The 16,238-nt window shown below is 59.9% G+C and carries 12 protein-coding genes; 8 read left to right on the top strand and 4 right to left on the bottom strand.

Features of this window, described 5'->3' with window-relative positions:
• Positions 1–84: 84 nt before the first annotated feature.
• The 8 genes from FYJ85_RS10520 to FYJ85_RS10485 all read left to right on the top strand — a co-directional run bounded on the left by FYJ85_RS10520 (position 85) and on the right by FYJ85_RS10485 (position 9,749).
• The gene (locus FYJ85_RS10520) at positions 85–1,422 is read left to right on the top strand and encodes a 4Fe-4S binding protein (protein WP_206213105.1); all 1,338 of its coding nucleotides are present in this window, start codon (positions 85–87) and stop codon (positions 1,420–1,422) included.
• A 70-nt stretch (positions 1,423–1,492) separates the two neighbouring features.
• Positions 1,493–1,996 carry a DUF1893 domain-containing protein gene (locus FYJ85_RS10515; protein WP_154418381.1) on the top strand — a complete coding sequence of 168 codons (504 nt, stop codon included), beginning with the start codon at positions 1,493–1,495 and terminating at the stop codon, positions 1,994–1,996.
• Between the two features lie 23 nt (positions 1,997–2,019).
• Positions 2,020–2,235 (top strand): twin-arginine translocase TatA/TatE family subunit, encoded by a 216-nt coding sequence (tatA, locus tag FYJ85_RS10510; RefSeq protein WP_106055427.1) that lies wholly within the window; start codon positions 2,020–2,022, stop codon positions 2,233–2,235.
• Positions 2,232–2,966 carry a twin-arginine translocase subunit TatC gene (gene tatC / locus FYJ85_RS10505; RefSeq protein WP_154418379.1) on the top strand — a complete coding sequence of 245 codons (735 nt, stop codon included), beginning with the start codon at positions 2,232–2,234 and terminating at the stop codon, positions 2,964–2,966. Before tatA ends, tatC begins: the two co-directional genes overlap by 4 nt.
• Complete coding sequence (locus FYJ85_RS10500) at positions 2,953–4,197, top strand: aldo/keto reductase (protein WP_206213104.1); 1,245 nt, start codon at positions 2,953–2,955, stop codon at positions 4,195–4,197. Before tatC ends, FYJ85_RS10500 begins: the two co-directional genes overlap by 14 nt.
• A 314-nt stretch (positions 4,198–4,511) precedes the next feature.
• A complete protein-coding gene (locus FYJ85_RS10495; RefSeq protein ID WP_106055424.1) occupies positions 4,512–5,246 on the top strand; it encodes a prepilin-type N-terminal cleavage/methylation domain-containing protein in 735 nt (244 codons plus the stop codon).
• A gap of 14 nt (positions 5,247–5,260) precedes the next feature.
• On the top strand, positions 5,261–8,332 hold the full coding sequence (locus tag FYJ85_RS10490; RefSeq protein WP_154418377.1) for a DUF6259 domain-containing protein: 3,072 nt from the start codon (positions 5,261–5,263) through the stop codon (positions 8,330–8,332).
• 397 nt (positions 8,333–8,729) lie between these two features.
• Positions 8,730–9,749: an AraC family transcriptional regulator gene (locus FYJ85_RS10485; RefSeq protein WP_154418375.1), complete on the top strand. Its 1,020-nt coding sequence runs from the start codon at positions 8,730–8,732 to the stop codon at positions 9,747–9,749.
• Positions 9,750–9,808: 59 nt separating this feature from the next.
• Here the strand turns inward: FYJ85_RS10485 and FYJ85_RS10480 are convergent, their stop codons facing one another.
• The 4 genes from FYJ85_RS10480 to FYJ85_RS10465 form a co-directional block, all read right to left on the bottom strand.
• A complete protein-coding gene (locus FYJ85_RS10480) occupies positions 9,809–11,209 on the bottom strand; it encodes an MFS transporter (protein ID WP_106055421.1) in 1,401 nt (466 codons plus the stop codon).
• A complete protein-coding gene (locus FYJ85_RS10475) occupies positions 11,206–14,187 on the bottom strand; it encodes a DUF5696 domain-containing protein (protein ID WP_154418373.1) in 2,982 nt (993 codons plus the stop codon). The genes FYJ85_RS10480 and FYJ85_RS10475 overlap by 4 nt, the downstream gene beginning before the upstream one ends.
• A 70-nt stretch (positions 14,188–14,257) precedes the next feature.
• Positions 14,258–14,959, bottom strand: coding sequence for a type II secretion system protein (locus FYJ85_RS23105; protein ID WP_206213103.1), 702 nt, complete (start codon positions 14,957–14,959; stop codon positions 14,258–14,260).
• Positions 14,960–15,062: 103 nt separating this feature from the next.
• The gene (locus FYJ85_RS10465) at positions 15,063–16,214 is read right to left on the bottom strand and encodes a GntR family transcriptional regulator (RefSeq protein ID WP_154418371.1); all 1,152 of its coding nucleotides are present in this window, start codon (positions 16,212–16,214) and stop codon (positions 15,063–15,065) included.
• Between the last annotated feature and the right edge of the window lie 24 nt (positions 16,215–16,238).

Raw genomic sequence — 16,238 nt, 5'->3', positions numbered from 1 at the left:
AAAAGCATCATTGACTTAGAGTAACTGTAACCGTTATCTTGAATGGAGGAAAGGCCGGAAACGAATCGCCCCGGAGAGAGCAAAATGAAAAGACAATCGTTATGGAAACCGCTGCGAATCGCCGCCGCCGCGTTTTTTCTGCTGGGTTGCGGAGCCGCATTTGCCGGAATCGGCGGCGGTATTGCAGAAATGCTGCATGTGCAGTTCGGTCCGGCATTGATGAGGTGCCTTGCGGCATTTTCCGCCGGGGCACTCGCGACCGCGCTCGGAATCGCGGCGTTCACGTTTCTGTTCGGACGGTTCTACTGCGCGGTGCTTTGCCCGTTCGGCATCCTGCAGGATGCGATCGGCTTCCTCTCCCGGCGAAAGGGAACGGCGGTTCCGAATTTCCGCAGAACCCGCTACGCCGTCGCCGGAACCGCGTTCGGAATGCTGGCGTTCGGCTGGACGGCGCTGTTTCTGCTGCTCGATCCCTATTCCAATTTCGGGCGGATCGCCGGTTCGTTCACCGCCGGAAGCGTGATCCCGCTGATTGTGATTGTGATCCTCGCCGTCTGGAAAAAACGGATTTACTACACCGCGATCTGCCCGGTCGGAACTTTGCTCGGCCTGATCGCAAAGCACGGGGTTTTCCGGCTGCGCCTGACCGACCGGTGCGTCAAATGCGGCATGTGCGTGAAGGTCTGTCCGGCGGGATGCATCGACCCTCACAACGGAACGCTTGACAACGAACGCTGCGTCCGCTGCATGAATTGCGTTTCCGCCTGCCGGCTCCAGGCGGTGAAGTTCGCGCTGCCGGAGCGGAAAACTCCGCCGGTCGATCAGGCGCGCCGGGCGTTTCTGATCAACGGCGGCGTGCTGGTCGCCGGAGTCGCCGCCGGGATGGTGCTGGCGAAAACCGGCATGGGCAAACTGGCGGAGTATGCGAAACGGTTCCTGATCCTGCCGCCCGGCGCGGGGGATGCGGAGCGGTTCGCCGCCAGATGCACGGCGTGCCAGCTCTGCACGGCGAACTGTCCGGCGAAGATCATCGTTCCGGCTCCCGGCGGCGACGGTCCGGTATCGCTGGATCTCTCGCGCGGCGCCTGCCGATTCGACTGCAACCGGTGCTCGCAGGTCTGTCCGACGGGGGCGATCCGTTCGCTGACGCTCGCCGCCAAACGGAAAACGAAGATTGCGGAGGCGAAATTCAATCCGCGAAGCTGCATCGTCTTTCAGGATGGGGAAAAATGCGGGAAATGCGCGGCCGCCTGTCCGACCGGCGCAATCACGCTCCGGGCCAACGGCACGCCGCGCCCGGTGAATGCCGCGCTGTGCATCGGCTGCGGCGCCTGTCAGGCGGTCTGCCCGGCTCCCGGAAAGGCGATGACCGTTCATGAAATCGAAAGGCAGATCGTGCTGAATGGAAAGGGGGCGATATGACGGACAACAATCGGGAAGCAGCCGACAAGCTGCCGGGCAATAAAACATCCAACGACCGGAGGAAAGAAAAGTGAAATTTGTATTTTCGACCATCGCGCTCATCCTGTCCGGCGTGTTCGCCGGCTGCGCTTCCGCGCCGGAACCCGGCCTCGAAGCCGCCCGGAGGATGATTCTGGACGGCCGGGCCGAGTGCGTGCTGGTGAAGGACGGCCGGATTCTGGCGCAGGAGAGCGGCGGCGGCGTCAGCCCGCTGCTGACCATCTACGAAACCCGGAAAGGCGATATGGCCGATGCCGTGATCGTCGACAAAGTCGTCGGCCGCGCCGCCGCGGCAATCGCCATCTGCGGGAAAGCCCGGCACGTCCACGGCGAAGTCATGAGCGAGGATGCGGCGGAGTTTCTGAAAGCGCACGGCATCACTTCCGGCTGCACGCTGCCGGTGCCGCGCATCTTGAACCGGAAACGCGACGGGCTCTGTCCGCTGGAGCAGTCGGTCGCCGGCATCGACGATCCGGAACAAGCCCTCGCCGCCCTGAAGAATAAAATCGAATCATTCAGAAAGAACCGGAACTGAAAACAAACCGCAGGAGGTATAACATGTCGCTCGGATTTACGGAAATCATCCTGATCGTGCTCTTTATCCTGATCGTATTCGGCGCAAAGCGCATCCCGGAGCTGGCTCGTGCGATGGGGCGCGCATCGTATGAATTCAAAAAGGCGAAGAACGCCTTGTCCACCGAAGGACAGGAGTTGATGAACGCGGCGGAAAAAGCCGCGGCAAAGGAAGAAAAGCAGGAAAAAGAACAGGCATGAACGATTCCGAAAACACCCTGATCGCCCATCTGGACGCATTGCGCCGCACCCTTCTGCGCTGCGTGACGGTTACGGCACTCCTGTATCCGGTCGGATATCTGGCGTCGCCGTATGTCATCAATGCGCTGGCGCAGTGGTGTTTTCCCGAATCGGCCGGCAAACTGCACTACTTTGCGCCGATGGAGGTGTTCTGGGTGCAGCTCAAACTTGCGCTGATTCTGGCGCTGGCGCTGGCGTATCCGTGGAACATGCTGCAGCTCTGGCGCTTCCTGCTCCCCGCGCTTTACGACGGGGAGCGGAGGGTTCTCGGATGGTGGATCGTTTTTTCATCGGTTTTATTCTTCGGCGGGGTGGCGTTCTGCACGGGAGTGATCCTGCCGATGCTGATGAACTTTTCCGGAGGCTTCGCCACGCCGGAGCTTCAGCCGATCCTCGGACTGGCGAACTTCCTGAACCTCGCCGGCTGGCTGATGCTCGCCTTCGGCGTCATGTTCCAGGCGCCGATTGCAGTGCTGCTGGCGGTCCGTTTCGACGCGATTTCCACAGAGTCGCTGAAGCGTAAAAGACCGTATGTGATGACGGCGATCCTGATCCTCGCCGCGATCCTGACACCGCCGGATATCGTCAGCCAGGTGGCGCTGGCCATCCCGACCTGGCTGCTCTTTGAACTCGGCCTATTTCTCGCCGGACAGATGAAACGAAAAGGAGAACAGGAATATGAACAGGCGTGAATTTCTGAAAAGCGCGTTGACCATTGCCGCGCTCGCACCCGTCACCCGCCTTGCGGCGGGGGCCGGAGCCGACGGCGACAAAACATCCGATGCGGCCGAAGGGGCGCAGGTCACCCGCCGCCGCTATAAAAACACCGCCCTTACAGTGCCGCTGCTCGGATTCGGCTGCATGCGGCTGCCGCGGCTTTCGCCGGACAGACCGGATATCGACCAGGCCACCGTGAAAAAGATGATCGACCGCGCGATGAAGGCGGGCTGCAACTACTTCGACACGGCTTACATGTATCATGACGGACTGAGCGAACGCTGCCTCGGCGAGCTGTTGCAGGCGTATCCGCGCGACTCCTATTACCTGACCGACAAGATGCCGGTGTGGTTCGCAAAGAATCCCGGAGACATCGAAAAGATTTTCCGGGAACAGCTTGCGCGGTGCAAAACCGACTATTTCGATTTCTACATGCTCCACGCGCTCGATACGGCGAACTGGAAATTGGCGCAAACCTATGAAGCCTGTGAGTTCCTCGCCCGGATGAAGAAGGAGGGCAAAATCCGCAAGCTCGGCTTTTCCTTCCACGACACGCCGGAGGTATTGCAGCAGATCGTCGATGCGCAGGAGTGGGATTTCGCGCAGATCCAGCTTAATTACCTCGACTGGGAGCTGTACCGCTCGCGGGAACAGTATGAGATCCTGACGAAAGCCGGAATCCCGGTGATCGTGATGGAGCCGCTGCGCGGCGGTTCGCTTGCGACGCTTTCCCCGGATGCGACGGAAATCCTGAAAACTGCCGATCCCGGTTCGAGCAACGCGGCGTGGGCGCTCCGCTATGTGGCGAGTCTGCCGAATGTGCTGTGCGTTCTCTCCGGCATGACGCTGCCGGAACACATGGAGGATAACCTCAAAACCTTCTCTCCGCTGAAACCGCTGACGGACAGCGAACGCAAAACGCTGGATCTGGCGCTGGCGGCGTACCGGAAACGCCTGGCGGTCCCCTGTACGGCCTGCCGCTACTGCATGCCGTGTCCGGTCGGGGTGGAGATTCCCAGAATCTTCGGCCTTTACAATCAGTATAAGATCACCGGCAACAAGTGGCTGTTCCTCAACAACTACAATGCGATTCCGGAAGACTCTGGAGCCTCCGCCTGCGTCAACTGCGGCAGGTGCGTGAAGCACTGTCCGCAGAAAATCGACATCCCTGCGCAATTGAAAAAGATCGCGGCGGAGATCGCATAGAAAAACAAACCGGCGGCCGGATGGATTCCGGATATATCCGGCCGAACCGGAAGCAAGGCGGAACGCCGTCGCTTCCCGACGGCAATTTCGCCGCAGGAACAGTCAGGGAACAGACAGCCTCACACGCACACCTGCTGCGGTCCGGCATGGAAAGATTCCATGCCGGACCGCAGTTTTTACAGGCGAATCCGCACGGTTTTCATGCTTTTGCCGTTTTGTGCTAACATTGCAGTGAAAAATACAGACAACATCGTCCATTTTGTACTATAATATAGGATAGATCAACCCGGAACACGAAACCAAGGGAGACGACGATGAAAAGGGATTCCAGACCGACTGCGCTGCCGGACGGCAGGCTGTACCGTTTTACGCTGATTGAACTTCTGGTGGTGATTGCGATTATCACGATTTTGGCAGCAATGTTGTTGCCTGCATTGAATAAGTCACGTGCGGCAGCGCAGAGCACCCAATGCACTTCCGACCTCAAGCAGATGGGACTAGGTTTTGCAGTGTATGCCAGTGATTTTAATGATTATATTGCGCCTCCATGGGTTGGTTCCTGGGCTGTAGGCCAAAGTATGAAATACACCATTTGGGGGAGAGATAAAGATGACGGGCCACTGGCATCTTATTTTCCCTATAAAGTTTCCAGACTCGGCTGTCCGACATTTTTACCGGCCTCTGATAACCCTTATACAAGCAGTTACGCGTATAACAACGGCGGTCTCTGCAATACCAGCAGCGACGAATGCAAAGGCACCATTACCAAATGGCATCGCCTCACCGAGGCAAATGCCCCGGCACAGACTGTCACGGTTTTTGACGGCGCTGTAGGCGGCTGGGGATGGCTAGCTGTGCGTGGAACAGACGATGGAAATAGCGGTTGCTATGCAATTTACAAATACCGCTATCCACATAACAGGCACGCTAATATTGCGTGGCTTGACGGACATGTAAATGCAATGACGGAAAGGGAACTATTCAGAGGAGGAACACATGTAGCTTGGATGACGTGGAAACAATATTACTACTTCAGGTTAGTCAAATAAAGGAAGAAATACTGATGAGATCTCTCTTTCACATAAATTGCAGCTTGCTGATAGTTACATATTTACTGCCTTGGATAAGTTGGGCAGGGGTAGCAACAATCTCTGAAAATTCTCAAGAAATCGTTATCGACAACAGTAATTATAAAATCCAGTTGTCAAAGCGCAACGGCGGCATCAAGAAAATCAGTAGCAGGGGAACCGATATTTCCCTGAGTAATGAGAATGGCGGCTGCCTGTGGGTGGCTGGAAGTGAAAATTCCAGCCAGTACTCGCCTGACGGCAAAAAGAAGATGTCCTATGCCATCAATGATGACCGCGTGCAATTTTCCTTTGACTCGGAGAAAATCAACGTCGATGTCACAATTGTGCCGCAGAACGATTATATCGATTTTCGTGCCGCAGTTACCCCCAAAGGAAACGATATTGGCCAATTCATGCTTCCCGGCAAATTGACATTTTCGCCGCAGGCGGTGGATGGCGTCACCCTGCATCTGGACTGGCCGCGCAATGTCGGCATGACCCTGAACAAGCAGTTCTTCATGGATCGCACCGCCTCCAACTCGTCCGGGAACATCTATGTCAAGGGGCGGATGCACAGCGGCGCGGCATATCACACCATCTTCGGCTCCGATGGCAATTCGGATAATCGTTCGTTTGCCTCGAGCAACCTGCGCCCCGGCAAGGATGCCGCCGACTGGCTGGGTGAAGATTTGTCCAAGACCATTGACGGCGTCCCGGTGACCGCCAACCGGACCTTCGCCGACGGACAGGCGGAGATTGTCATCGGCGACTCCGACAAGGGGGTGTTCTTCGGAGCCTCCCGCCTGGGTGGCAAGGGGTATTTCTTTCGGGTCGGCGGCGGCGCCGGCAACAAGCCCAAGGTCGCCAATGGCGCCAATGCAAAAGATGTCGCTTTCAACATGATTCTGGCCGCAATGCGCCGGGTCTCCGAAGAAGCGAAGGCCGACGGCCGCTCCACGATCGCGGTGATCCGTGTCAAGAATGGTCCGGCGATGGGCTGGGCGGCCTGGGCCACTGTGGCGGAATGGTGCGACAAACTCAAGAGCATGGGCGGCAATTACCTGGAGATCAAGAACGAGGACGAGCTGGTCGCAGCAATGGACAACCCGGATACCGCCCTGATCGTCAATCCCTATGGCGAGATGTGCCTCATGCCCAATGGCATGACTCCGCCGCAATTCGGTCATGCCATCAGGAGATATGTCAGAGGCGGCGGATCGTGGCTGGAAACTGCCGGATACCCCTTCTGGTATCAGCTTGACGGACGCTTTCTGGAACTGCGGGACCGCCCGGTGCCGTCGGCCTTCGCCGACTTCTTCCACTTCAAGCTCAAAGGCCGTGAGTTGGCCATCTACAGCGTCCAGCCGATGGACTACGAGCCGTTCGCCGGCAAGCACGACCTCACCAAGATCTTCACGCCGTCCAAATATTCCATCGGCGGCAATGAAAATGGCGGATTCCTGGAGCGGCCGTTTGATTTCATGATTGCCAAGGAGACGACCTGGCAAAGCCCCGTCGTCCGGCTGCGCTTCGGACAGAACATCATGGAGTCGTGCAACTCCTTCTGCGCCGACAACAAGATAGCCCGGAAGCTGTCGGACAAGATGCCGCCGGAAAAACTGGAGAGATTGAAGTCGTCGGTACTCTATCGCTGTTTCGCCAGGAATATCAAGGACGAGTTCAAGACCCTGGAGCGGCTGCCCAAGCCGGGGATCTTCCACCTGTTCCAGTATTGCCGGTACGGCCATGACCACGGCTATCCTGATTTGCTGCCTCCGAAGCCAAGCTATGCCAGTCCCGAGGAGTTCAAGCGATACATCGACGAGGTACATGCCTCAGGCTCACTGTTCATGCCTTACACCAACAACACCTGGTGGTGCCCGCCCGGTCCGACCTTTGCACGGGTGGGGAAGGCCGCACTGGTAGCCAAAGCAGATGGCAGTTCAATCAGCGAAAGCTGGGGATCCGGCGGAGCCACGGTCACCATGTGGCATGATGAAGTCCGCAAGGCCAACGACGAAATGATCAGGCTCTTCACTGAGGATTATCCCTCCGACATTGTGTTCCAAGACCAAGTCTGTTCCCGCACGGCCATCCGTGATTACAATCCTGCGTCCCCAACGCCCTCCGCATATATCGAGGGACTTGCCTCGACGGTGCGTCGCGACGGACGGCGAATCCCGCTGTCATCGGAAGACTTGTGGTGGGGGATGGTCGACAGTGTAATTCTAGGTTGCGGACACTCCTTCGGCATCATCCCCTCGGAGGACTGGTATGACTCCATACACAAGGATTTGCCGAACTCAGTCTGGAATTTCTATCCGCTGATCGCCGCCATGACCCATGACAAGGTGATCTTCACCCAGCATGACCTGGGCGGCGCAGTGGACAACATGTACCAGATGTCGCTCTCGCTGGCCTTCGGCTTCTCCATGATCAATTACGGCTGGACGGAGAAATATGACGACCGGCAGAACCTGGAGTGGGTGAAGTGGCTGGATCGCGTCCAGAAAAGCGTCTGCGCCGCCTACGCCGGAGTCCCGCTTAAATCCTTCAGCCACGACTGGAATCTCTATGGCAAGGAACACGAAGGCGTGATGCTCCGCAGGTCATACATTCCCAAGGGCAGACACACCATCCGCGAATACCGGGAAAACACCAACGACGGAGTAGTGAAAACCGCCTACGGACCAGTGGAAATCACCGCCAACCTGGGTCCCGCACCCCTGCAGGACGGAAATAACCTGATTGCGCCATACGGATTCATCGCCAAGGGGACGGACTTCGTGGCCGGCGTGGTCAAGGCCTGGGGGAACATACAGGCCCAGGACGACTTCAGTTTCGTGGTCGGCGCGGACGGTGCCGGAACCGCGGCATGGTTGTATGCCAAGCCGGAAACATCGGTCACTTTCCCGCTGCCACTAGGATTTGCCTTGAAAAAAGCGGTTCTGGAGTCGGGTGCGGAACTGAAATTCAAGACCACGCAACAATTCGTCACGTTGAAAATGCCGGCTTCCACTGACAAATGCCGGATATTGTGGAAAGTTAATCTTTTCTCACGTTGATAATCATCGAAGGTATGGTACTTCTGGATTTTCGGCTCCCCCAGTACCATACCTCGCCAATATAAAAATCTATGTTGATCGGCCCACAAACATTTCTCGACGCAGGCGTTCCGCTCGAAGCGATTATTTGGGGATTTTCGCCGCTATTGACGATATGCGTGCGCAATTATTCTGCTGAAAATCAAAAGCGGCCGGCTCACCGCCGTGCATGATCATCTCGGCAGAGAAGTGAAACTGTCGCCGGAAAATTCCGTGCTCACCTTTTCCGCCTCTCCCGGCATTCTCTACTTTTCCGGAGTGGAATTATAAAGCTTGCCGGCTCTCCGGCACGCTGCGGTTTGACTTATTGCGGAACCGCGTGTATCATAAGCATTGAAAAACAGGAAAGAGGATATCCGTGCTGCGCCCTTACATCGCCAATGAAAACAACCCCCATATGCACCCGGCGGGTGAAGAATGGAGGGGGGAGAAACTTTACGACTTCCGCTTTTATGAACTGGAGATCGTCTCCTACTCCCTGCCGCTGGCGGTGTTCCGCTGGGATACCTACGCCCGGAACGACTCCTTTCACCGCCACTGCGACTTCTACGAGCTGGTTCTCGTGTACCGGGGCTCCGCCCGGAACGACAACGGGACCGGCAGGCTCGAGACCGTCACGGTCGGCAATGTTTTCCTGCTGCCGCCGGGAAGCATCCACCGTTATCAGGCGATTCATGAATTCGCGCACTTCAACATCCTCTTCCGGCCGGAACTGCTGAATCAGGTCCGGTTCGATCTTGAGGAGCTGCCGGGATTCCAGACGCTGTTCCGGAGCTTCGGCGCGGCGGGAGACCCCGCCGCGGTTTCGCCGTGTCTCTTCCTGCCGGAGACCGAGATGGCGAACGTCATGCTGATGCTCGAGGAGTGCCGCCGGGAACTTGACGAACTCGAACCGGGATTCCAGAGCGCCGCGGTGGCGTCGTTTCTGCGCGCGCTCACCGCGATCTGCCGCCGGGCGCGGGTGCAGGGCGGACGCGGCGACGAGAGTTCGTTCCGGATCAGCCGGGTGGTCGAGCAGCTGAACAGCCGGTATCCGGAGGGGTTCAACGTTCCGCAGATGGCGAAACTCGCCGGGATGTCCGCCTCCAATTTCCGCCACCGTTTCTCCGAGGTGATGGGAGTCTCTCCGGTCGAGTACCTGACCCGGCTCCGGCTGAAGATGGCGGCTCCGCTGCTGACGACCCCCGAAAACATCACGAACATCGCGTTCCGGGTGGGCTTCGAGGACAGCAACTATTTCGCGCGCCAGTTCCGCAAATACGCCGGGCTCACGCCGACGGAATTCCGCCGCCGCTTCAGCAACGGCGAAATCACGCTGCAGGAGCTGGACACCCGGCTTTTCGTCCTGCCGCGCTCCCAGCCGGGAAACCGGGTCTGAGGCCGGAGCCGCAGAGCTCCCCCGGTTCCCGCGGCCCACGGCCGGAAAGCGGGTCCGGGTTAACTCCGGCTGCCGCGCCGACGCGCGTCGAGTTCCCGCTTCACCTCCGCCATGCGGCCGGCGTTGAGCCGGTAGCCGGCCATCAGCAGAATTGCGGTCAGCATGCCGGAGGCGGGGACCGTGACGGCGAGAACGCGCATCAGAAAGACCGTTCCCTCCGGCTGGCCGGCGCCGAACTTCACATCGAACCCGGTGCAGACCAGGAGCAGCCCGGAGAGAGCGAGCGCGATGGTCAGACCCACCTTCGTGAACCATCCGTAGATCGCTCCGAACATCGCCTCGCGGCGAACGCCGCCGCGCAGCTCGTCAAGGTCGCAGATGTCCGCCAGCATCGAGTCGCAGAGCATGAGCACGCAGCTGATGCCGGGTCCGTAAAGGATGGAGGGCAGCACCTGCAGCCACGGCCGTTCCGGATCGATGCACCACCAGCCGCCGACTGCGCCGAACAGCGAAAGGATCATCGAGACGACAAAGGTGTTCCGCTTGTCGAACCTCCGGCTGATGAGCACGATGACCGGGAGCGCGGCCAGCGACGAAACCTTCCAGAGTGTGCCGCTGAGCCCGACATAGGTCGAAGCGTCCTTCTCGACGCCGCCGAAGATGTAGTAGATGTTCAGGTACATGCCGAGCGCGCTCGATGCGTAAAACCCGAAGAACATCAGCGTCACCGACAGCGTCAGCAGCAGGAACGGGCGGTTGCGCATGGTTTCGGCGATTCCCTTCAGGATCGGCACCTTCTCCTGGCGGGCGATGCTCCGGTCGTAACGCTCCCGGCAGAAACAGAGCGGAATCGCCGCGAAGAGGATGATCCAGACGGCCAGCCCGAGGCTCAGGACCCGAGTGCCGTGCAGTGTGCTTTCGAAGCACGGGCGGGTCACCAGCCAGTAGAACCACGGAATCAGGAATCCGCCGAGCGCATCAACCACCGCTTTGTAGGCGAAGAGGTTCGTGCGCTCCCGGTAATCGTCGCTGAGCGCGAGCCCGAGCCCGGTGTACGGCACGAGAAACAGCGTATTGCCGGTGTAGAACACCAGCGAAACCGCGATGAGGTAGAGGAACTTCGAATACTCCCCCCAGACCGGCGGAACCAGCCAGATCGCGATGAGGCTCAACGCGGAAATCAGGGCGCCGAGCACCATGAACGGCTTCCGGCGCCCCCAGCGCGACCGGAAGTTGTCCGACAGCGAACCGACGACCGGATCGGTCACCGCATCCCACAGCCGCGGAATCGCCGTCGCGTAGCCGACCAGCGCCGGGCTCACGCCGAGCGCGATGTTGTAGATCGGATTCAGGAGAACGTTCAGGATGTTGTTCATCAGGAGGTTGTTCATATTCCCGGCTCCGAAGGCGAGCTTTTCGCCGAGGCCGAGCTTATCCCCCTGGCTGCTTTGCCCGCTCATCTTCCGGTCCGCCCCTTCCCCGGAGTCAGCCGGAACGACCAGACGCGCGGATCGCGGTGCCGGATCGTCAGCGTGCCGGAACCGCGTTCCACCCCGTCGAGGCTGCCGGCGACCGGATTGCCCTCCGCGTCAAGCGCAACGACCTCCGCCGGTTCGAAGCCGGACGCCGCAAGGTCGATCGAGACGAATCCCATCTGCTTCTGCGGAAAGAAGCGGATTCTCCGGGAGCCGTCCGCCTCCCTCATGACTGCGACGGCGGTATCCGTCGCAAGCGGACCGTGCTTCACGACCGCGTCGCCGCGGTTCGCAAACTGCGGTTCGGCCCCCTCCGGCCCGCGTCCCATCGCGGCGGTTCCCTTCGGTTCCATCAGCCAGTCGTAGTTGCGGGCGTTCAGGAAGCAGCCGTCCGCATCGCCGTACCAGTCGAACCAGAGGCCGTCCTTCCGGCCGGTTTCGGCTTCGAAGCCGGGGCCGGATGCATAAAAGCCGAGCGGTTCGATCTGCCTGCCGCCGATCACCCAGGGCTTGTCCGAGAAGTTCAGATACAGTTCGGAACCGTCGGCGAAGGTTTCGCGCAGCCGCTGAATCTCCGCCTTCGGGCGAAGCACCGCTTCGCTGGAGGTCAGGCATCCGCCGCCGGCCGTATAATAAGCGATCTCCGTGACGGGCTGCGGATTCAGACGGTGAACCAGCCGCCGCTTCTGGTAATAGTTGACTGCGGCGGGCAGGATTTCGCGTTTGATCTTGTCATCCATGGTCGGAGCGGTCAGGAAAGCGACCTCCTGCAGGGAGTAGCGGGCGTATTCGGGAGCCGGCAGCGGGCAGTTCTGCCAGTCGGCGACATAGCCGCGCGGATTCCAGCGCTCGAAGTAACCGGCACCGTGCCAGGTTGCCAGCGGCCGGATCTTCATCAGCAGAAAGTCCAGGATCAGGCTGGAGTTGTGTTTTGCCTGCCCCATGACCGAATCGATGTTGCCGGAGTGAATCCAGCTCGAGAGCGCGTAGGACTCCCCGAACACCGGCCCGCCGTAGACATCGCGCGCCAGCTGCCAGAGCCGGTTGGTCGGCAGAAGCGTCCCCCGCATGGTCCCCGCTCCGGGCGCGCCGGGCCGGAAATCGACCCGCCACCACGGCAGATGCGTACTGTGGACGTCGAGAAAACAGCCGTTCGTGCCGATCTCCCGCCTGATCCGGTTCATCATCGGCTCGGCGTATTTGCGGATTTTCGACGGCGCCAGCTCCTTGGAGTCGGCCCAGGCATCCTGGTACGTGCCGTCGTGCCGGACGAGCAGATCGGCTTCGTTCCACTGCGGAGAGTCCGGGTAGAAATCCTTGTAGTTCTCGTGCAGTGCGAGCGTCTGCCCGTTCCGCCGGGCAACGGCGGCGGCGGCGCGCAGCGATTCGAGCCCGCCGCGCGACGGCGACGGCGGCATGACCGAAGGATATTTGCGGTCGAACCCGGCATTCTGCCAGCGGTGCATCAGGACGACCAGATTGTCCATACCGTAGCGATGATATTGTTCGAGCAGCTCGGACAACTCGTCGAAATGGCCGTACCAGAACTCCATGACCATCGAACCGGCGATCTGCGCGCGGTACGGCGAGACCGGATTCGGAATGGTCGGCAGCACCTTCGGCAGCGCGTCGGAGAGCGTGATGGCGATGGTCTCCTTCAACGGAGCGGTCTTTCCCCCCGCCGGGGCATAATGGAGCTCCGGATAGGGCGCCGTACTGTTGGATTTCGTCCAATCCACGTAATATGAGTAGAACTGCCGCGTACCGGCCACAAAGAAAAGGTCGCCGGAGAAGCCGAGGAACGCAACCGGGTCCATGCCGCGCATCGCCGTGTCGTGCGCATCGGAGAGCTTCAGCACGCCGGAGAGTTCCGGCGTGTCGATCGCAACCGGCCCGCCCTGTTCCGAAGCGAGCTCGAGACAGAGCGTGCCGCCGGAGAGCGACAGGACGACCTGCACCGGGAAAACCTGCGTCGGCGTCGTCCAGTCGTAAGCGAGCAGCACACGGCCGCCGGAGAGCTCCGCCAGCCTGAGCTTCCAGCCGACCGGTTCCCCGCCGAGCCGGAACGACCAGCCGCGGCCGACGGCGAGCGGCGCCGCGCCGTTGGTCCGGGCCGTGAGGGAAGCGAGTCCCGCCGCCGCATCCAGCGTATAGGAGTAAGCGGTTCCGTCCACCTCGTTTTCGAGCGTGAAAACGTCGCCGTGCCGGGAAACGGCCGGTTTCCCCGCCGGGCGCTGCGGCGCGACATTGGCGGCCCCGGCGCTTCCGAGCAGGGCGACATCGACCTTCCGCGGCTCGGGAGCCGTGATTTCAAGCGGCTCCGCCCCCTCGACGATCGACAGGTCGTCGAGGGAGAACTCCGGGATGGAGCCCGCCGTGAGGTTGCTGCGGCTGAATTCGACTTTTTTGATCCGGCCGAATTCGCCGGAGTTCTCGAAACCGACGAAATAATCCGCCCAGGTCCCGTTGCCGGAGGGGTCGCCCTGCCCGTTCTGCTCGATTTCCCGGAGCGTTTCTCCGTCCGCGTCGACGAACCGCACCTTGACGGTCCCGGTCATGAACTGGAGCACGAAGCCGGCCGCTTTGACCGGCCGGTCGAAAGTGATCGAAGCCGTGACCGTCTTCTCCCGCCCGGCACCGACGAGCGCATTCGGCGCGGAGATGAAGTATCCGGCCTTCGAGGCGCGGCGGAATCCGCTGAAAACCATGCGGTTGACTCCGATATCGACCGTTTCCGGGTGTTCCGGAAATGAATCCGAATCGAAGTTCAGCGTGAACCGTTCCCGGATCGCCCGGAATTTTTCGAGCGGGAGGTTGCCGAGCTCCCCGTCCACCTGATCGACGCCGGGCGGAGCAATGGCCCCTCCCCTGAGCGTTTCCGCCGGAATCCGAAAGTCCGCGGCAGCCAGGACACAAACCGCGCCGAGGAAGGAGACGCCGGTTGCAATATGCTTGAGTCTCATCGTTGAAAATCCTTGACAATTGATGGCCCGCCCTCCTCCCGGAAACCGGACGGAGGCGCGGCGACAGAGCTTACCAGCCCCACTTTTCCGAAAAGATCAGCTCGTCGTTATTGTTGACCTGCATGATTTTCGACTGCACGAGGGCGCCGACATGGCCATCGGCAAAGCCGATCACGCTGCGGCCGCCATGCGGAGAAAGCGCCGGCTGGATGATGGAGCTTTTCTCACATTTATTCAAGGTGTTCGCATTGGCGATCACACTGCGCTCTTCCGCGTTGTATCCGCTGGCCAGGGAGTAATTCGCGTCACCGACCAGAAACGTGATGCCGGGCTTCACAATCTTCTTGAGCGGAAGCTTTTCAGAGTGGTTGTTACTGCAGAGATACGCATTTTCCGCATAGGAAACAGCAACGACTTCGTCAAGAATCATATACTGATGCTTCTCCCGAAAAGAATCAGAAGGACATGCAAACATCTTGTTCGGGATATACCCGCCCTCGATCAGCAGCCGAATCCAGCTCAGGTTGGCCTCCATCTCCGAATCATAGGCATTCGCATAGGGAATGCGGTTTCCCCTGTCGGCATCCGCATACATCAGCTGGGCGGTCGCCATCTGCTTCAAATTGCCGGTGCAGTTGGATTGTTTGGCCGCTGCCCGGGCGCGGTTCAGCGCGGGCAGCAGCATCGAGGCCAGAATCGCGATGATCGCAATGACGACCAGCAATTCGATCAACGTGAAGCGGGGGGTGAAATGTCCGGTTCTTTCAAACATGTTGCAATCCTTTCAAGTTCAATCATTCAGAGTGTTGTTTTACGGTGAAACGCGCCGGAGGGAATGTGTGGCCAATCACCTTCACCGGGGCGCGCCAATGTTTTCAGGGCTGCGAAAGAGTTCGCACCGACTTCCGCTCAATCAGGGTCGGGCGGACGCGGTAGCGGGGTGCCGTCCCTTCGGGAAGAGGCGGCAGTTCCCGGTTCCGGCCGAAGCCGGAGACCATCAGCCGCGCCGCGAGCCTGCCCATTCCGGCGAAGTCATGCGCGACGGTGGTCAGCGGAACCGGCAGCCAGCCGGAGCAGTCGATGTTGTCGAATCCGATCAGCGAAAGCTGCCCGGGAATCTTCACGCCCGTCTCGGCGGCGATCCGGAACAGTTCGATGGCGATGAAGTCGTGGCTCGTAAAGAGCGCAGTCGGCCGCTCCGCCTCCGGCAGGGCGAGCATCCGCTTGAAAGCTTCCCGCAAAAATTCGCTCCGGTGCGCCGGAATCTTCTCCGTCGGCAGCTGCGGATCGTTCGGGATGACCTCGACCAGCCGCGGGTCGAAAGTCAGGCAGTGCCGGGTCGAAGCGGCGATGAATCCGGCGAGCCGTTCCGCCAGGCTGCTGCGGTCCGGCGTCAGCGTCAGGTAGCCGATGCGGCGGTGTCCGTGCGCGACGAGGCAGTCGACCGCGGTTTCGGCCCCCGCGAAGTTGTCGGTGCCGATGAATTCGCCCTGATATTCGGGAAAGAAGCTGTCAAGCAGAATCAGCGGGAAACCGGCCGCCTGAAGTTTGCCGACCGCCTCGCAGAAGCGCTTCGACTCCCGCGGCCAGAGGATGTAGCCGGCGCAGTTGTCGGATTCGGCCTTGCCGAGCTCGGCGAGAATTTCATCCTCATTGCCGCAGAAGGCGATGCCGGTCTGATAGGGGGTGTTCTTGAGTTCGGCGCAGACCCCCTGAAGCAGGGCGTTGCTTGCAAACGACTGCTCGTAGATCGCCCCCGGCAGGATGCACTTGATGACCGGAATTTCGCTTTTGCTGTCGATCGCCTCGAATTTCTGGCTGCAGACGAAGGTTCCCTTGCCGCGGATGCGCTTGATGATCCCCGCCTCGATGAGTTCGGTCAGCCCCTTGCTGACGGTCATGCGGCTGACGTTGAATTCGTTGACCATCTCAAGTTCGGTCGGCAGCTGGCTGCCGAGCGGATACACGCCCTCGTTGATCCGCCGGCGGATGGTCTCGCCGAGTCTTTTGTATACCGGTGTTTCCATATTGTCTATCTCTTATCGGGTTAT

It is taken from the genome of Victivallis lenta, assembly GCF_009695545.1.
GTDB classification, from domain to species: domain Bacteria; phylum Verrucomicrobiota; class Lentisphaeria; order Victivallales; family Victivallaceae; genus Victivallis; species Victivallis lenta.
Note: the sequence above shows the minus strand (reverse complement) of the source record. Positions and strands in the feature narration are given on the sequence as shown.

What these genes read in the sequence shown, in the direction of transcription:
- FYJ85_RS10520 (WP_206213105.1), top strand. Translation starts at nt 85, where the DNA reads ATGAAAAGACAATCGTTATGGAAACCGCTGCGAATCGCCGCCGCCGCG.
- tatA (WP_106055427.1), top strand. Translation starts at nt 2,020, where the DNA reads ATGTCGCTCGGATTTACGGAAATCATCCTGATCGTGCTCTTTATCCTG.
- tatC (WP_154418379.1), top strand. Translation starts at nt 2,232, where the DNA reads ATGAACGATTCCGAAAACACCCTGATCGCCCATCTGGACGCATTGCGC.
- FYJ85_RS10500 (WP_206213104.1), top strand. Translation starts at nt 2,953, where the DNA reads ATGAACAGGCGTGAATTTCTGAAAAGCGCGTTGACCATTGCCGCGCTC.
- FYJ85_RS10495 (WP_106055424.1), top strand. Translation starts at nt 4,512, where the DNA reads ATGAAAAGGGATTCCAGACCGACTGCGCTGCCGGACGGCAGGCTGTAC.
- FYJ85_RS10490 (WP_154418377.1), top strand. Translation starts at nt 5,261, where the DNA reads ATGAGATCTCTCTTTCACATAAATTGCAGCTTGCTGATAGTTACATAT.
- FYJ85_RS10480 (WP_106055421.1), bottom strand. Translation starts at nt 11,209, where the DNA reads ATGAGCGGGCAAAGCAGCCAGGGGGATAAGCTCGGCCTCGGCGAAAAG.
- FYJ85_RS10475 (WP_154418373.1), bottom strand. Translation starts at nt 14,187, where the DNA reads ATGAGACTCAAGCATATTGCAACCGGCGTCTCCTTCCTCGGCGCGGTT.
- FYJ85_RS23105 (WP_206213103.1), bottom strand. Translation starts at nt 14,959, where the DNA reads ATGTTTGAAAGAACCGGACATTTCACCCCCCGCTTCACGTTGATCGAA.
- FYJ85_RS10465 (WP_154418371.1), bottom strand. Translation starts at nt 16,214, where the DNA reads ATGGAAACACCGGTATACAAAAGACTCGGCGAGACCATCCGCCGGCGG.